20 protein-coding genes are annotated in these 15,609 nt (G+C 46.2%); 13 read left to right on the top strand and 7 right to left on the bottom strand.

Annotated features, from left to right (window positions below; genetic code table 11):
* From rfbD to waaC, 4 genes are read left to right on the top strand one after another with little or no spacing between them, the layout of a single operon-like run.
* Entirely contained in the window at positions 1–963 is a 963-nt protein-coding gene (gene rfbD / locus C2747_RS01320) for a dTDP-4-dehydrorhamnose reductase (RefSeq protein WP_215331923.1), read from the top strand.
* Between the two features lie 25 nt (positions 964–988).
* The gene (gene rfbA / locus C2747_RS01325) at positions 989–1,912 is read left to right on the top strand and encodes a glucose-1-phosphate thymidylyltransferase RfbA (protein ID WP_215333020.1); all 924 of its coding nucleotides are present in this window, start codon (positions 989–991) and stop codon (positions 1,910–1,912) included.
* The gene (gene rfbC / locus C2747_RS01330; protein ID WP_251374783.1) at positions 1,909–2,475 is read left to right on the top strand and encodes a dTDP-4-dehydrorhamnose 3,5-epimerase; all 567 of its coding nucleotides are present in this window, start codon (positions 1,909–1,911) and stop codon (positions 2,473–2,475) included. Before rfbA ends, rfbC begins: the two co-directional genes overlap by 4 nt.
* A gap of 41 nt (positions 2,476–2,516) precedes the next feature.
* Positions 2,517–3,542, top strand: coding sequence for a lipopolysaccharide heptosyltransferase I (waaC, locus tag C2747_RS01335; protein ID WP_215331924.1), 1,026 nt, complete (start codon positions 2,517–2,519; stop codon positions 3,540–3,542).
* 4 nt (positions 3,543–3,546) lie between these two features.
* Here waaC and C2747_RS01340 read toward each other — a convergent pair whose 3' ends face one another.
* Complete coding sequence (locus C2747_RS01340; RefSeq protein WP_215331925.1) at positions 3,547–5,166, bottom strand: TolC family protein; 1,620 nt, start codon at positions 5,164–5,166, stop codon at positions 3,547–3,549.
* A 118-nt stretch (positions 5,167–5,284) separates the two neighbouring features.
* Here C2747_RS01340 and C2747_RS01345 point away from each other — a divergent pair, with 118 nt between their 5' ends.
* The 3 genes from C2747_RS01345 to trmB are packed head-to-tail and all read left to right on the top strand — an operon-like array spanning position 5,285 to position 7,450.
* The gene (locus C2747_RS01345; protein ID WP_215331926.1) at positions 5,285–6,130 is read left to right on the top strand and encodes an undecaprenyl-diphosphate phosphatase; all 846 of its coding nucleotides are present in this window, start codon (positions 5,285–5,287) and stop codon (positions 6,128–6,130) included.
* A gap of 42 nt (positions 6,131–6,172) precedes the next feature.
* Positions 6,173–6,631 (top strand): DUF2721 domain-containing protein, encoded by a 459-nt coding sequence (locus tag C2747_RS01350; protein WP_215331927.1) that lies wholly within the window; start codon positions 6,173–6,175, stop codon positions 6,629–6,631.
* 27 nt (positions 6,632–6,658) lie between these two features.
* Positions 6,659–7,450, top strand: a complete 792-nt coding sequence (gene trmB, locus C2747_RS01355) for a tRNA (guanosine(46)-N7)-methyltransferase TrmB (RefSeq protein WP_215331928.1) — start codon at positions 6,659–6,661, stop codon at positions 7,448–7,450.
* 35 nt (positions 7,451–7,485) lie between these two features.
* Here trmB and nusB read toward each other — a convergent pair whose 3' ends face one another.
* Genes nusB through ribBA form a run of 3 tightly spaced genes read right to left on the bottom strand, consistent with a single transcriptional unit; the run spans position 7,486 to position 9,677 of the window.
* Positions 7,486–7,995, bottom strand: a complete 510-nt coding sequence (gene nusB / locus C2747_RS01360; RefSeq protein WP_215331929.1) for a transcription antitermination factor NusB — start codon at positions 7,993–7,995, stop codon at positions 7,486–7,488.
* An 8-nt stretch (positions 7,996–8,003) separates the two neighbouring features.
* Positions 8,004–8,522 carry a 6,7-dimethyl-8-ribityllumazine synthase gene (gene ribH, locus C2747_RS01365; protein ID WP_215331930.1) on the bottom strand — a complete coding sequence of 173 codons (519 nt, stop codon included), beginning with the start codon at positions 8,520–8,522 and terminating at the stop codon, positions 8,004–8,006.
* Positions 8,523–8,537: 15 nt separating this feature from the next.
* Entirely contained in the window at positions 8,538–9,677 is a 1,140-nt protein-coding gene (gene ribBA / locus C2747_RS01370; RefSeq protein ID WP_215331931.1) for a bifunctional 3,4-dihydroxy-2-butanone-4-phosphate synthase/GTP cyclohydrolase II, read from the bottom strand.
* Positions 9,678–9,898: 221 nt separating this feature from the next.
* Between ribBA and C2747_RS01375 the strand changes: the two genes are divergently transcribed.
* Genes C2747_RS01375 through C2747_RS01400 form a run of 6 tightly spaced genes read left to right on the top strand, consistent with a single transcriptional unit; the run spans position 9,899 to position 13,408 of the window.
* Entirely contained in the window at positions 9,899–10,156 is a 258-nt protein-coding gene (locus C2747_RS01375) for a hypothetical protein (protein ID WP_215331932.1), read from the top strand.
* Positions 10,086–10,712, top strand: coding sequence for a PilW family protein (locus C2747_RS01380; protein WP_215331933.1), 627 nt, complete (start codon positions 10,086–10,088; stop codon positions 10,710–10,712). The genes C2747_RS01375 and C2747_RS01380 overlap by 71 nt, the downstream gene beginning before the upstream one ends.
* Before the next feature lie 7 nt (positions 10,713–10,719).
* Positions 10,720–11,049: a hypothetical protein gene (locus tag C2747_RS01385; RefSeq protein WP_215331934.1), complete on the top strand. Its 330-nt coding sequence runs from the start codon at positions 10,720–10,722 to the stop codon at positions 11,047–11,049.
* The gene (locus C2747_RS01390; RefSeq protein WP_251374784.1) at positions 11,042–11,590 is read left to right on the top strand and encodes a GspH/FimT family pseudopilin; all 549 of its coding nucleotides are present in this window, start codon (positions 11,042–11,044) and stop codon (positions 11,588–11,590) included. Before C2747_RS01385 ends, C2747_RS01390 begins: the two co-directional genes overlap by 8 nt.
* A gap of 48 nt (positions 11,591–11,638) precedes the next feature.
* On the top strand, positions 11,639–12,754 hold the full coding sequence (ribD, locus tag C2747_RS01395) for a bifunctional diaminohydroxyphosphoribosylaminopyrimidine deaminase/5-amino-6-(5-phosphoribosylamino)uracil reductase RibD (RefSeq protein ID WP_215331935.1): 1,116 nt from the start codon (positions 11,639–11,641) through the stop codon (positions 12,752–12,754).
* Positions 12,755–12,793: 39 nt separating this feature from the next.
* On the top strand, positions 12,794–13,408 hold the full coding sequence (locus tag C2747_RS01400; RefSeq protein ID WP_215331936.1) for a riboflavin synthase: 615 nt from the start codon (positions 12,794–12,796) through the stop codon (positions 13,406–13,408).
* Positions 13,409–13,608: 200 nt separating this feature from the next.
* Here C2747_RS01400 and queC read toward each other — a convergent pair whose 3' ends face one another.
* From queC to pal, 3 genes are read right to left on the bottom strand one after another with little or no spacing between them, the layout of a single operon-like run.
* A complete protein-coding gene (gene queC / locus C2747_RS01405) occupies positions 13,609–14,349 on the bottom strand; it encodes a 7-cyano-7-deazaguanine synthase QueC (protein WP_215331937.1) in 741 nt (246 codons plus the stop codon).
* 26 nt (positions 14,350–14,375) lie between these two features.
* Entirely contained in the window at positions 14,376–15,107 is a 732-nt protein-coding gene (gene ybgF, locus C2747_RS01410; RefSeq protein WP_215331938.1) for a tol-pal system protein YbgF, read from the bottom strand.
* Positions 15,107–15,607 (bottom strand): peptidoglycan-associated lipoprotein Pal, encoded by a 501-nt coding sequence (gene pal / locus C2747_RS01415; RefSeq protein WP_215331939.1) that lies wholly within the window; start codon positions 15,605–15,607, stop codon positions 15,107–15,109. The genes ybgF and pal overlap by 1 nt, the downstream gene beginning before the upstream one ends.
* Between the last annotated feature and the right edge of the window lie 2 nt (positions 15,608–15,609).

Below are 15,609 nucleotides of genomic sequence, written 5' to 3' on the forward strand. Positions count from 1 at the left end.
ATGAAGATCCTCGTATTTGGGAAGGATGGCCAATTAGGAAAAGCTTTCCAAGAAGTGCTAGGTGTGCGCACATCAGTATTGCTTGCAAAGCCAGTAGTCCAGTTTGTTGGGCGCACCGAATGTGATCTTGCTAACGGAGAAGCACTTACTCAACTGCTGAATCAATTTCAGCCTCAGTTGATTATTAATGCCTCTGCTTATACGGAAGTCGATAAGGCGGAGACAGAATCCGATTTAGCTTTTGCTATTAATGCAAGAGCGCCAGAAATCATGGCCCAATATGCTGCAGACCATGGCGCTACTTTTCTGCACTACTCCACTGACTACGTCTTTGATGGTGAGAAATACGGCTTTTACCTAGAAGACGATATACGCAACCCTCTAGGGGTATACGGAAAAAGCAAGGCTGCTGGCGAAGAGGCTATTGCCAGAATCTTTGCTAGCAATAACGATAGTAGTCAATATGCCATCTTCAGAACCAGTTGGGTTTATGGCGATGGCGGTAACTTCATTCGAACCATTTTGCGACTAGCTATGGATCGTGAAGAGTTGAAAATTATTCATGACCAATTTGGTGTCCCCACGAATGCTAATTGGTTGGCGCAAGTGAGTCTAGATTTAGCCCTGGATGAACATGCCTGCTTAAGAAAATTCATATCGGGCATCTATCATGCTGTTCCTGCTGGAGAAACTACTTGGCATGGTTTGGCATGTTTGGCTGTGCAAGCAGCTCTCGATGCTGGGGCAGCCCTGAAAGTTAATCCAGCTTCCATTCAGCCTATTCTTGCGGTGGAATACCCTTTACCAGCCCCAAGACCCATGAATTCAAGGATGTCCACGGATAAGCTCCATCAAGTCTTTGCTAGTTGGGGTGATATGTCAAAATTGGAACAATTAAATCAGCCTTGGGATGAGGCTGTCCGGTCTTATGTCGCTAATTTGGCCAAAGACGGACTTATCTAGAAAGAATGCTATGGCAGTAAATCAGATGAATCGTAAAGGCATTATTTTGGCGGGAGGCTCGGGTACTCGCTTGTACCCAGTAACTCAGGCTGTCTCTAAACAGTTAATGCCTGTCTATGACAAGCCCATGGTCTATTACCCTTTGACGACGCTGATGCTTGCAGGTATTCGGGATATTTTGTTGATTTCTACGCCACATGACACACCACGTTTTGCTGAATTGCTAGGCGATGGCTCCCAATGGGGGCTGAACATTGAGTATTGTGTTCAACCGTCTCCTGATGGATTGGCTCAAGCCTTTACTCTAGGTAAGAATTTCCTTGGTAATAATCCAAGCGCTTTGGTGTTGGGTGACAATATTTTCTATGGCCATGAATTGGTTGATCAGTTAGATAGCGCTCATGATCGTGCTAGTGGCGCAACTGTATTTGCTTATCACGTAAATGATCCAGAGCGATATGGTGTTGTCGAATTTGACAAAGATTACAAAGCACTCTCCATTGAAGAAAAGCCTTTAAAGCCGAGAAGCAGCTATGCGGTAACGGGTCTGTATTTTTATGACAATCAAGTGTGTGATATCGCCTCTTCGATAAAACCTAGTGCACGTGGTGAACTCGAGATTACCGATGTCAACCGCGTTTACCTTGAAAAGAATGAGCTCAATGTGGAAATTATGGGCCGTGGTTTTGCCTGGCTAGATACTGGAACACACGATTCATTATTGGATGCTGCTGGCTTTATTGCTACCCTGCAAAAGCGTCAGGGTCTGATGGTGGCTTGCCCGGAAGAGATTGCCTATCGCCAAGGTTGGATCAGCGCTGAAGATGTTCTTAAGGTTGCCGCTCAACTAAGTAAAAATAGCTATGGTCAATACCTCAGTAAGATTGTGAACGAGCTCAATACCTCCGGCCAAGCCGTTTCCTTATCGCATAAGAAGATGATTGGATGAGCACGCCGTTGAAGTTGCAAATCACTCCCACTGCCATTCATGATGTATTGGTAATCGAACCTAAAGTATTTGGCGATGAGCGCGGCTGGTTTACTGAATCCTTTAATGCTCAAGATTTTTCAGCGGCTACTGGCCTGAATGTGGAATTTGTTCAGGACAACCATTCTTTTTCTCGCCAATGGACATTGCGTGGTTTGCATTACCAGCTAGAGCAAACGCAGGGAAAGTTAGTTCGTGTTGTGGCTGGTAGCGTTTTTGATGTGGCTGTAGATATTCGAAAAGACTCACCAACTTATGGCAAGTGGGTCGGATTGGAATTAAGCGCTCAAAATCATAAGCAACTCTGGATTCCTGAAGGCTTAGCCCATGGCTTTCTCGTCTTATCAGAAGCCGCAGAGTTTTTATACAAAACGACCGACTACTATCATCCGCAAAGTGAAGCTTGCTTAGCCTGGAATGATTCGACCGTCGGCATTGAATGGCCGCTGCCTGCAGGTGTTGCCCCAAATATGAATGCCAAAGATTCTGCAGGTTTATCGTGGGATGCTGCTCCTAAGTTTTAATTAAATTTAGGAGCCTTCCTAAAAGATAAGATAATGCTCGCATGAGCGCTTCTCCCAGAATCCTGTTGGTAAAACTATCCTCCCTCGGGGATGTATTGCACAACTTGCCGATTGTGTGGGATCTGCGTTCGCGTCTACCGGATGCTCAAATTGATTGGGTTGTGGAAGAGGGGTATGTCCACCTACTCACCCCACTTTTATCCCGAGATAGTTTTAGAGGTATCGATCGCATTATTCCTTTTGGTTTACGCCGCTGGAAGAAAAATCTTTTTAGCTTGGCAACCTGGAAAGAGTTTTTTTCATTTAGAAAAACACTTCAATCCACCACCTATGACATTTTGATCGAAACACAGGGCCTACTTAAATCAGCGATCGTATGCTCCCTAGCTAAGAAAAGTTCTCATGCCGTGGTTGCAGGTCTTGCTGATGCAACGGAGTTTTCTGGATACGAGCCTTTGGCTAGATCTTTCTATAACCAGTCAGTGCAAGTTCCTACGCAGTGCCATGCGGTCGATCGTTCGCGTTGGGTCATGTGCTCAGCCTTGGATTGGTCTTTGATAGAACGAAGTGATGCACCGCAGTTTTATCCCTCAGAATTTATTTCCAGTATTCCAAAGAGCGCTGTTGAAGGATTGATTGCGCCATATGTCTTATGCTTTCATTCGACTGCTAGAGAGGCTAAGCGTTGGCCCAATAGTCATTGGATTGAGTTTGGTAATGCACTTTCTGCTCTTGGATATCAAGTCATCTTTCCATGGGGCAGCGCTGCAGAAAAGAATGTCAGTCAATTGCTTGCTGCTCAAATAGCCAATGCTTTTGTGCCACCTGCGTTTTCTATTGCAGATGCATTCTCCGTAATTTCGGGTGCTGCATTGACGGTAGGGGTGGATACTGGTCTGACGCATTTGGCGGCGGTGCTCGATAAATCTACAGTAGAGATTTATTGCGATTCACCGCGCTGGAAAACCGAAGGTTATTGGTCTCAGCGCATTGCTAATGTGGGTGACATTCAAGATCCACCAAGCGTTCAAGAAGTTCTTGACGCATCCTTGAAGCTTCTAAAGTAAGTTCTTAGCGCAGCAAGGCATTGATAGAAATCAGATCTTCATCTGATAGTGAGGCTGCATGGGCTTTAAGCCTCATCGCATTCAGAATGGTGTTGTAGCGCGCCTGTTGCAGTTGTGAGCGGGTAGTAATGAGCGTATCCAATGCAATGAGCACATCAATATTAATCAGCGTCCCCACTTGAAATCCTAACTTGCTGGACTCCAGCGCAGAGTTAGATGATCGCTCTGCTGCTTCATAGGCTTTAACACTAGCTAAGCCTCCATAAAACCCAGTAAAGGCAGTCCTCGTATTTTGGGCTGCAGTGCGCCGAGCATTATCGTAACTAGCTTTAGCGGCATCGAGTAAGGCTGCATTCTGACGAATAACGGAACTATTAAATCCTCCTGAAACCAGCGGGATTGTCATTTGCAGGGCAATAGTATTGTTGTAAATATTGGTGTTTGCAGGTGTGTAGCTATTAGCGCTTCCATTTGCGGTGTTGTAGCCGGCTGTTCCAACGAAGTTGACAGAGGGGTAATTGAGCGCTTGCGAGCCACGGTAAGTGCTCTCAGCAAGACTAACGGATAGTTGACCAGCTAATACATTAAAGTTTGCAGTTTCCGCCTGCTGGATCCAATCATCCAGAGTTTGGCCTTTTGGTAGTTGTGGGTTAACACTTTCCGCAATCGGAATGCCGCTACTATCTTTATTTTTGGAGCGAGGATCTTTTAGGACGCCATCAATCTTCGCTTCTTTAATTAGTGGACGTAGCGTACCTACCGGGCGCCCAGTGAGTTGTTCCAATACACCACGCTTAACCACCAAATCAGCTTGAGCGCCAATCTCTTGAGAGTTGGCAAGATCTAATGCTGCCTGTGCTGTATTGACATCAACAATGGTGGCTAAGCCAGCATCAAATTTCGCTTGTGCGATCTCCAGTTGTTGTTTGATGAGACTTTTCTTATTACGAAAAAGTTCTACGTTATCTTGGCTGGTGAGTGCATCAAAGTAAGCTTGTGAGACTCTCAATATGAGATCTTGTTGCGCTAAATAAAAACGCATATCTGCAATTTTGGTATTGAGGTCACCTTGTTTAGATGCCTCAAATGCTGCCATATTAAAAACGGGTTGCGTGAGGGTGACGGTATAACCCTTTTGATCAAAAACGCGAGAGTTACCTGAGAAGCTTGTTAAGGCTGATCCATTGGTTGCATGTTGGTAGTACCTAGTTCCAATTGGAGCTGCGCTTGCTTGAGGAAGCAAGAGGGATAGGCCTTGCCAATAGAGCTCTTTGCTTGCCTGGTAGTTAAAACGTGCCGCGTTGAGGACTGGGTCGCTAAATGCGGCCTCTTGATATAGGCGAATGAGGTCTGAAGCCTGCCCTGCAGGGTTGGCTGCACCATTTCCATTAATGTTTGAGGGTGCGGCAGAAGTCGGTATAGCCTGCTGAGGGGCGAGCACCATTTGTGGGGGTATATCTAGCCCAATTAAGGCTGGAGCGCTCATTGGGGTGGGTAGCGATGGCTTTGCCCCATTGGCAGCCTGCGCAAAGGTGTTGGTTGACGTCGCGCTGAGTCCTAGTACTTGGCACAGGATTAAGCTTAGGGTGCTGAGTTGCGAGAGACGAAAACGGGGTGGGGTCATCTGATTTAATTACTTTTTATATGCCATGAAGTTTAAGGCTTATTTCAGTAAAACGTCTTAATTGAACCTCATTTTGCCAAATCTTCTGCTTGGCTTCATCTATCTATAAAATTGAGACATGGATCTAATTTTGCTAGGTAAAGCAGTAATACTAGGAGTTGTCGAGGGCTTAACGGAGTTTTTGCCGATCTCTAGTACTGGACACCTGATTTTGGTGGGTGATTTACTCGACTTTAATGATGAGCGGGGGAAGGCCTTCGAGGTCATCATCCAGTTTGGCGCCATTTTGGCCGTGTGCTGGGAGTTCAGAGAAAAGCTCTGGAGGGTCGCCTCTACTCTCAAAACAAGTGCGATCTCTCGGCGTTTTGTAATGAATCTACTCATTGCATCGATTCCGGCGATGGGTCTGGCCTTCCTATTTGGTAAGTACATTAAGGCCGTGTTGTTTGCCCCCATTCCGGTTGCCAGTGCTTTTATCGTAGGAGCGCTTGTCATCTTTTGGGCTGAAAAACGTCAGAAAACTGTTGCTGCGAGCAAAAACTCCATTCAGTCGGTGGATGATCTCACTTCTTTGGATGCATTGAAGGTGGGCTTAGCCCAGTGCGCTGCTTTAATACCAGGAACCTCTCGCTCCGGAGCGACCATTATTGGAGGGATGTTATTTGGTTTACCGCGCGCAGTAGCTACGGAGTTCTCATTCTTCTTGGCTATTCCAGTCATTGGTGGGGCTACTGCCTACGAGTTGCTTAAGCTTTGGAAAAATCCAGTTTCTTTATCTGGAGACTTTACTTGGGCAATTGTTGTCGGCTTTATTGCTGCTTTTGTATCCGCTTTCATTTGCGTACGTTGGCTGATTCACTATGTTGCTGGACATAACTTCATCCCTTTTGCATGGTATCGAATCATCTTTGGTGTGCTGGTGTTATTGAGTGCATACAGCGGTTTAGTTGCTTGGTCACATTGAGATAGCTCTCATCAACATTAATAAAGATTGACTGGAAAACTGATGGATGCATCAATAGACGCAATTACGAACAATATTCAATTGGCTCTTGCCCCAGTGTTCCTCTTGACTGCGGTGGCTACATTAATTAACGCAATCTCCGCTCGCCTGGCGCGCTCTGTCGATCGTATGCGAGCTATTCAGCACCGTATTCAAGAAGGCGGAATTCAGGATCAAGTTTTACTGAGTCATATGATGAAAGAGGCTAATGAAGCAAAAGTGCGAGGCCGTCTTTGCACTGTTGCCATTTTCTTTGACGTACTCAGTGGTGTATTTATTTCACTTACCGTACTGGAGCTGTTCTTCTTTCAAGCAGGCGCGGTTCGATCATTGCAGGCAACTTATGTCATTTGGACTTTCGTACTCGGACTAGTCTCATTTATGACTTCGCTCTCTATCGTTTTGAGTGAAGTGGTGTATGCCTATCGTTCGGCTGGTTGGAATACGCCCTTTCCAAAATAAACCGTTAAAGATAAGTATTTGGTGATCATGACAAGAATAGATCGTATTCGGTCCTTTGTCCTACGTGCAGGCCGCACTACCGGGGGGCAGCAGCGTGCTATTGATGAGCTGGGCCCCCAGTTTTTAATTCCGTTTCAAGAGCATGTTTTAGATCTGCAGCAAACATTCGATGGCTCATCACACTCCAAGATCTTGGAAATTGGTTTTGGTATGGGTGAGACTACTGCCAAAATTGCTGCTTTGCGCTCTGAGGATGATTTCTTGGCGATTGAAGTGCATCCTCCAGGCGTTGGTGCTTTGCTGAAGTTGATTGGTGAGAATAATCTCACCAATTTGCGATTGATTCGCCATGATGCCGTTGAGGTTCTGGAGAAAATGATTGCCCCCAATTCTTTGGATGGCATCCACATTTATTTTGCAGATCCTTGGCACAAGAAGCGCCACCACAAACGCCGTTTGATTCAGACGCAGTTTGTAAGACTATTGATCTCTCGTTTGAAGCCCGGGGCTTATTTACACCTCGCAACTGATTGGCATAACTATGCTGAACAAATGTTGTTGGTCTTAAATGCGGAGTCTGATTTAGTGAATACCTCAACCGAGCAAATGAGCGTTGAAACTTTTTCTGCGGCTGATGTAGCGAGCGATCTTGAGCTTGCTAAAGAGTCTTTTAAGGAATTTAAACCCACCCTCGAACAGCTAGATGCCAAACATCCTGGATATGTGGAGAGGCCTGCGTATAGGCCGACCACGAAGTTCGAAAACCGCGGAATTAAGTTAGGCCACGGGGTGTGGGACTTGGTTTATAAAAAGAACTAAAACCAATCACCCAGAGCGAGACCTTCGCTATTTGCTTAACCCGCTTGAATTTCAGTGCTACGTAACTGTTGGGCGAGTAAGTCTAAGACACCGTTGACGTATTTATGGCCATCAGTGCCACCAAAGGTTTTAGCCAATTCCACCGCCTCATTAATAGCTACTTTATAGGGAACCGCTAAATCAATAGCCAGTTCGTATGTACCGATGAGTAGGGCAGCATGCTCTACAGGCGACAATTCATTAATAGGGCGATCGAGTGCTGGGGTAATGATGCCCTCTAGCTCATCAGTGCGCTCTAGTACGCCAGTAAAAATACCCTGAAACAAATCATGTTGGCAGCGACGAAAGCCAGGATCTTCGGCTAACTGCTTGGCAATTGCTGCAGCATTCGGCAGACTACCTGCACGACGCATGACTAGGCTTTGATAAACGCCTTGTAAAGCGTATTCACGGGCACGACGACGTGGTGTGAGTGAGCGCTTGGGTGCGCTAGGCGCACTCGGCGTACCAGGTGCTGCCTGTGGGCTAGGGACATTTTTATTCATCTTGGGAATTACTCTTCTGAAGGATTGATTTCAAAATCAATATCGGGAGTAAGGGCTAAGGCGAGGTTAGCCATTTCCACAACGGCTCTTGCGCAATCAGCACCTTTTACCTGAACACGAACCTGGGCTTGCTCATCCGTCTCACAGGTGAGAACACCATTGGCGATCGGCAATCCAGATTCAAGGCAAACACGGGTAATGCCAGCACCAGATTCATTCGAAACGAGTTCAAAGTGATAAGTCTCGCCACGGATGATGGCGCCTAGCGCAACCAAGCCATCAAACTCGCCTGTTTCAGCTAACTTTTGAAGTGCGAAAGGAATTTCTAGTGCGCCAGGCACAGTAACTAATTTGATGTCCGATTGCGATACACCTAACTTAATTAGCTCTTCAATGCAGGCGGTAGTCAGGGCAAGGCAATGCTCTTCATTGAAGCGTGCTTGCACAATACCTACGCGCAGATCTTGACCGTTGAGGTCGGTAGCGAGTACGCCTACTGCAGATTCATCATTGGATGTATTCATCATGTTTCCTGGAATTACTTATTTTGTAGGTTCAAATGGGGTGTAGCCGGTCACTTCAAGCTTGTATCCGGAAAGGCTAGGTACTGGGTTTGGATTAGCAAGTAAGCGCATTTTTCCAACGCCGATATCTTTGAGGATTTGAGCGCCGATGCCATAGCTGCGGAAATCCGTTTTTCGAGCCAATGGCTTTTCTGCTGTTTCAGCATAAGTGCCATTCAATTTATGAAACTGAGCCAACCAGTCTGCATCATTAGGCGCCGCAATGCCAGAAGCATTGAGTAAAACTGCCACACCAGAAGGTGCCGCTGCTAACTTTTGCAAAGCCTGTGCCAAAGGCCAAGAGTGCGTACTGACATTCGAGTCTAAGAAATCTAATACTGTGACGGGCTCATGAACGCGGACTAAGGTTTCTTCAGTCTCTATAGGCTTGCCATGCACTAGCGCCAGGTGAATACAAGAACTTGGTGTATCGCGATAAATGATTCCCTGAAACTTACCCCAAGGAGTAGTGAACTCACGCTCACCTTCGCGCACCACAATACTTTCGTGTTGGCTACGGTATTGAATCAGGTCAGCAATGCTGCCGATTTTTAGTTGATGTTCTTTTGCAAATTCAAGCAGGTCTGGTAATCGCGCCATGCTGCCATCATCTTTCATGATCTCGCAGATAACGGCGGTAGGAGAGCATCCAGCCATTGCAGCTAAATCACATCCAGCTTCAGTGTGACCAGAGCGTATCAATACGCCACCAGGTTGTGCCATCAAAGGAAAAATATGGCCGGGCTGAACTAGATCATTGGGTTTTGCATTTGCGGCAACTGCCGTCTTGATCGTGTGGGCACGATCCGCTGCTGAGATACCAGTAGTAACACCACTGGCTGCCTCAATCGAAACGGTGAAGTTGGTGCCCATTGAGGTGCCGTTGTCCCTGACCATCAAAGGCAGGTTGATTTGCTGGCAGCGCTCACGCGTTAAAGTCAAACAAATCAAGCCACGACCATGCTTGGCCATGAAATTGACAGCCTCTGGAGTGACGTGATCGGCGGCGAGCACTAGGTCGCCTTCATTCTCGCGATCTTCTTCATCGACCAGAATGACCATCCTGCCGGCTTTGAGCTCGGCAACAATTTCTTCTGTGGAGGCGAGGTTATTTTGCATAGCCCTCTATTTTAAGCTGAGGAGGGGTTTTCGGGCTTCGGGCTGGGATCTTAGGAGTGATATTGGAGCAATATCCAGTTTTTCTGACAATAAGCACCCATGCAAGGCCTATTTTTACCACTCTAGTCTCGAGAAAATGGCCTGTGCACACTCGAATTCAAAAATCCTCACTGCCTCAGTCAAATGCTAAGCCCAATGGATTCATCTTATTAGAGGTTCTGGTGGCAATGAGTCTAGTTGCAAGTAGTTGGGTAGGCCTGAGCAATATCTATCAAGGGATGATTTTGCGCTTGGGTCAACTAGAGGAGAAAAGGGTGGGACTTAGAAAAGAGATGGATCAGCATGAGCTCGCCATATTGACTGCTGCGCAATCAAATAACTCAAACCAAACTTCACGAAAGTTAGCAGATGAATCTATTGGAGTGTCTCGTCGGTCTCGCCCTATCCCTAGTCTTGGTCGCACCACTCATAAAAAATAGTGGTGAGTTCATCAGTAAGCAAATTCAGTATGAAAAATCACAGTCGCTGACTGCAGAAGCAGATCGTGCGCTGGAATTAATCGGGCGTGCTATTCGAATGGCTGGTTATCAAAATGCTACTTCAGCAATTGCATCTGCAAGAAAAAATACTGCTTCGATCGATTACCTTCAGGTTCAAAAAAATCATGGATATCAAGGATCGGATTCGCTAATGGTGAAACAGGAAATCTCTCAAGGGCTAGACTTTGATTGCATTGGCAATACTTTGTCAAAAGAGCGCACTAAAAATAATTTAGCGCATCAAGGATTTTTAGTAGATCGGCAAGCATCTGCACCTAAAGGTGCAAAGGTTAATGGTGGCTCATTAATCTGCCAATCACTGGATCGCCAAGGACAAATCCAAAATACCACCTTAATGAATGGCATTCATCATCTTTCCTTTGAAGCCCTTCCAGCTAGTGCCGGCAAGGCTTTTAAGGTCAAGCTAGAGATGACTGATGGCGCATATATTCACCAGAAGTTTGAGCGCATATTTACCACTCGTAATCTGCTGTGAATCTACTGTGATTATTGCTTGGGTCTTATCGCTGCTGACACTACTCTCTATGCTGGTCATGCAGTTGGAGCGCTTAGCTGCGCTTGAAGTTATAAGTGTCAATACTTATGCAGAAGCCCAGAAGGAATTTATTGCTGCAGAAAAAGCGCTTCTTGAATGTGAGCAACATCTTTCTAATATCGCCGTCTTAGAAAATGCTGCTTGCCATATACAGTCAGTCGGAAAAAATCTTTGGTTGATATCTAGTAAATCAAAACCTAGCTTAGAGATCCTTCTATTTCTGGATGAAAAGACCAATAGCGCTACACGAGTAAATTGGCGGCAAAACTTTGAATAAGCAGGATCAAGGTTATAGCTTGTTAGAGTTAATGGCCGTTGTGCTGATCATCGCCATCATTGCAATATCGACACTACCCCTTTTGCATGAGCAAATGGCCGTTCGAGAAATTGAGATCATTGCGAGACGTTTTATTGCGCATGCTCAATTTGCAAGAGCTCAAGCATTTCTATTGGGCGCGCCTGTGCGCATTACTCCAACGAATGGGGGTCTTTGGGAAGAGGGTTGGGCGGTTAAAAACGTTTGCGATGAACGCCGGCCAAAATCAACTTGTATTGAGAGGCTCTGGATTTCTCAAGGTGATCTTGGGCAGGTGTATTTCAAGGGCGGGGGTAAGCAGTTTATTGATCCTCATACATCCAAGAGGGGTATTTTGTTCAATGCTGCCGGTGCTGCCAAAACAGCCCAAGGCGGGTTTGTAGCAAACCGCTTGATCTTGGGTCATGACCGAGATTCAAGACTCGAGCGGCAGCTCATATTGGGCAGTGGGGGCCGCTGGAGAATTTGTGATCCGACCAAGGACTCCAAAGCCTGTAAGTAATGTGGGTAAATTTGCTGCTTCTGTCCACAATCGGTTTTAATAGACCCCATGTACACCGCAGTCGACCACCAATTTATGAGCCAGGCCTTAGCCGAGGCTGGGAATGCCCTTTACCTATCCAACCCCAACCCCCGGGTGGGATGCGTCATTGTGAAAGATGGAGAAGTAATTGGGCGTGGACATACCCAAAGGGTGGGTGGACCCCATGCGGAAGTTCAGGCTTTAGCTGATGTGAAAACAAAAGGACTGGATCCCGCTGGATCAACGATCTATGTCACCTTAGAGCCCTGTAACCACACTGGTAAAACGCCGCCTTGTGTCGACGCCTTAATTGCAGCCAAACCAGCCATGGTGATTGTGGCAATGTCTGACCCCAACCCCTTAGTTGGTGGCAAAGGACTTGAGCGATTAAAGGCTGCGGGTATTGATGTGCGTTGCGGCTTAATGGAATCTGATGCTCAAGCATTAAATCAGGGATTTATTTCTAGGATGACCCGAGGCTTACCTTGGGTGCGTATGAAGATCGCTGCCAGCTTAGACGGCAAGACGGCTTTAGCAAATGGCCAAAGCCAATGGATTACCGGCCCTTTAGCTCGGGCAGATGGCCATCATTGGCGTGCTCAAGCTTGCGCGATATTAACTGGTGTGGGAACCGTTAAAGAAGACGACCCAAGTCTCAACGTGAGAGATGTCAAAACCGAACGCCAGCCTTGGAGAATTATTGTGGATTCCAAACTAGAGACGTCACTGAACGCTAAGGTATTGAGTAAGCCCCAAGCATCTGGCGTCATCTTGGTTTGCGCTTCATTAGATTCTCAAGAGAGTCAAGCTAAGGCAAAAGCATTTGAGGCTCTTGGTGTTGAAGTTATTGCGATGGCTAACACAAATGGCAAGGTGGATTTGCCAAAACTATTTGCGTACTTAGCAAAAGAGCGCCACATGAATGAAATCCATGTCGAGTCTGGATTTAAGTTAAACGGATCTTTGCTGAGGGAGAATTGTGTTGATGAGCTCTTGCTCTATTACGCACCCTTCTTTATGGGTGAGGGCATTGGAATGGCCTATATCTCCCCATTAGCAACTTTAGACCAACGTCAAGATTGGCAAATCATGGATCAAAGTCTGTTTGGCTCCGATCTTCGTTTGCGACTGAATAAGAAATAACGATTCAAAAAAATACAAACCCCTATTGAAGATCTCACTATGTTTACTGGAATTATTACGGCAGTTGGTCAAATCAAAAGTGCTCAAGCCAAAGGCGACGGTCTGCATCTGGTTGTCGAAGTGCCTTCTGGGTATCTCGATGATGTTGCATTAGGTGACAGCATTGCGATTCAGGGCGCGTGCATGACTGCTACTGAATTAACTGACACCACTTTCGCTTTAGATATCTCACGCGAGTCTTTGAACAAGACGATTGGCCTAGATAAAGTAGGGCCAGTGAATCTAGAAAAAGCCCTACGACTCAATGATCGCTTAGGCGGTCATTTGGTTAGCGGCCATGTGGATGGTGTTGGCAAGGTAGCACACTTTGCAACTGTCGCTAACGACGCTTATGGTTCTTGGCTGCTGCAAATTGAAGCCCCTAAAGCATTGGCGCCATTCTTGGCATACAAGGGATCAATTGTTGTAAATGGTGTTTCGTTAACAGTCAATCAAACGCAAGACAGCAAAGACGCTTGCTTAGTGAATATCAACATCATTCCCCACACTCTAGAGAACACGACTTTGGGCAAATTAAAGCAGGGTGATGCAGTGAATTTGGAGGTAGATTTAATTGCGCGTTATGTTGAGCGGATGTTGAGCACGACTAAGTGACGAGAGGTTTATGAGAGATTTAGTACGTTTCTTAAATGAGAGCGAGTACCAGTCTGCATTGGTCGATATTTCAAGGTTTATAGACAATGAGCCGTATCCTCAAAGCGAGGATGGTAATAGATTTGAAATGCTATTAGTACTTGTTCAAGCTTACGAGAGCAGGCACTACCCTATAAGCTCTGTTGATAAAGGCGGGTGAATTACTTCTTCTGGTAGCGTGTCGGATCGCTCAGGTTGGCTTGTTTAAAACCTACCTGTCTTAGGCGACAAGACTCGCATTCACCACAAGCCTCACCCAGGTCATTCGCCTGATAGCAAGAAACAGTTTGCGAGTAATCGACACCTAAGGTAGTGCCCAGTTGAATGATTTCTGCCTTGCTCATGCTAATGATTGGCGCATGAACCCGAAAGCGATTTTCATTATTGAGCGCTTCAACACCAGCCTTAGTGGCTAAGTTCGCCATAGTCTCAAATGAGGCTACATATTCTGGGCGGCAGTCAGGATAGCCTGAGTAGTCCACAGCATTAGCGCCATAAAAAATATCTAAACCGCCTAAGGACTCCGCCCAACCCAGTGCGAGCGATAACAAAATCGTATTGCGAGCGGGCACATAAGTAACGGGAATTTCTAGATCTTTGCCTGGGGTAATTGGGATATCGATAGATGAGTCAGTCAGGGCTGAGCCACCAAAACGCGTCAGATCTAAATTCACTACCTCGTGACGAATGACGCCCATCTTTTTGGCAATATGTTTTGCTGCTGCTAACTCAGAAGAGTGGCGTTGGCCGTAACCGACTGATAGCGCATAGGGTGCATATCCAAGATCTTTTGCCAAAGCCAGAATGGTGCTGGAATCCAATCCACCAGAAAACAAAATGACGGCTGGGGCATTGGGTTTACGGGGGGCAATATTCTGAAATGCGGCAGACAGCTTAGACATAGTACAAATATATTTTTCTTAACTACTTACTTTGTTGCAGCGAGAAGCTGTTGTGCATCTTTTGCTGCTTCACTAGCAGGATACTTGCTGATAATCTCAGTAAAAGTTTTCTTGGCGGCCGCTTTGTTACCGCTTTCTAATTGCGCATTTCCGAGTGTCAACATAGCTGATGGAATGCGGGAGTGATTAGGAAAGCGCTTAATCAGACTCTGCAGCTGTGCAATTGCACCGGTGTAATCCTTGTTGGCGTATTTGCTATTGCCACTCCAAAAGAGTGCCAGCGGAACGTATGGACTCTTAGGGTAACGGTTCACAAAGGCTGAAAAACCCTCATCGGCTTTCTTAAGACTACCGGTCTGGAAGGCCTTTAAGGCATCGTCATAAGATTTTTTCTCGCCAGGTTGAACAGTGCCAGTGACGCCTTCAATCGTTTCTGTGCGGGGCTCAAAATTACCTAAGCGGTTATCTAGGTCTTGATAGTAAGTTTTCTGACTGGTGCTAATGTCCTCGCCTTGTTTCTCTAGATTTTCAATCTTGCCGCGAAGCTCTGCGTTATCCGTCTTAAGTTTCTCAATCTGATTTTGTAAATCTATCTGCGTAGTAGCAAATGATCTGCGCAAATCTAGGATGGCTTTGCGTGCATCATCATCGGCAAATAGAGCCCAAGCATTACCAGAGGCGCTTAAGCAAAGAGCAGCTGCACTTAAACAAAACGCTCGTGAGAGCGTTTGTTTAAAAGAGTGTGAGAGCTTAGGCATTAGTTTGTAATGTAAACAATGTCAGCACGGCGATTTTCTGCCCACGCTGCTTCGTTGTCACCTTCAGCTTTTGGTTTTTCTTTGCCAAAGCTCACTGCTTCCATTTGATTTTCAGAAACGCCCATCAAGTTGAGTGACTTACGGACAGCGTCTGAACGACGTTGACCTAAGGCCAAGTTGTACTCTGCGGTACCGCGTTCATCGGTGTTACCTTGAATAATGACCTTTTGCTGAGGATTGGCTTTTAAAAAGCTTGCATGCGCAGACAATTGTTTTTGATATTTAGTTTGAACGGTGTACTCATTTAAATCAAAGTACACGCTACGTTGGAAGAGTGGGCTACTAGGATCATTCCATGGCTGTGAGCCAAAGTTGCCGCTGCCGCCACCGTTAGCGCCATCAACATCATCTAGTTTGACGCTAGAGCAAGCTGCTAAAAATAGTGCTGTTATGCCAATAAGGCTGAGGGTTGCGGCACGGCGTGCGATAGAAATTTTCATGA

The organism is Polynucleobacter corsicus, assembly GCF_018688255.1.
In the GTDB taxonomy this organism is placed as follows: domain Bacteria; phylum Pseudomonadota; class Gammaproteobacteria; order Burkholderiales; family Burkholderiaceae; genus Polynucleobacter; species Polynucleobacter corsicus.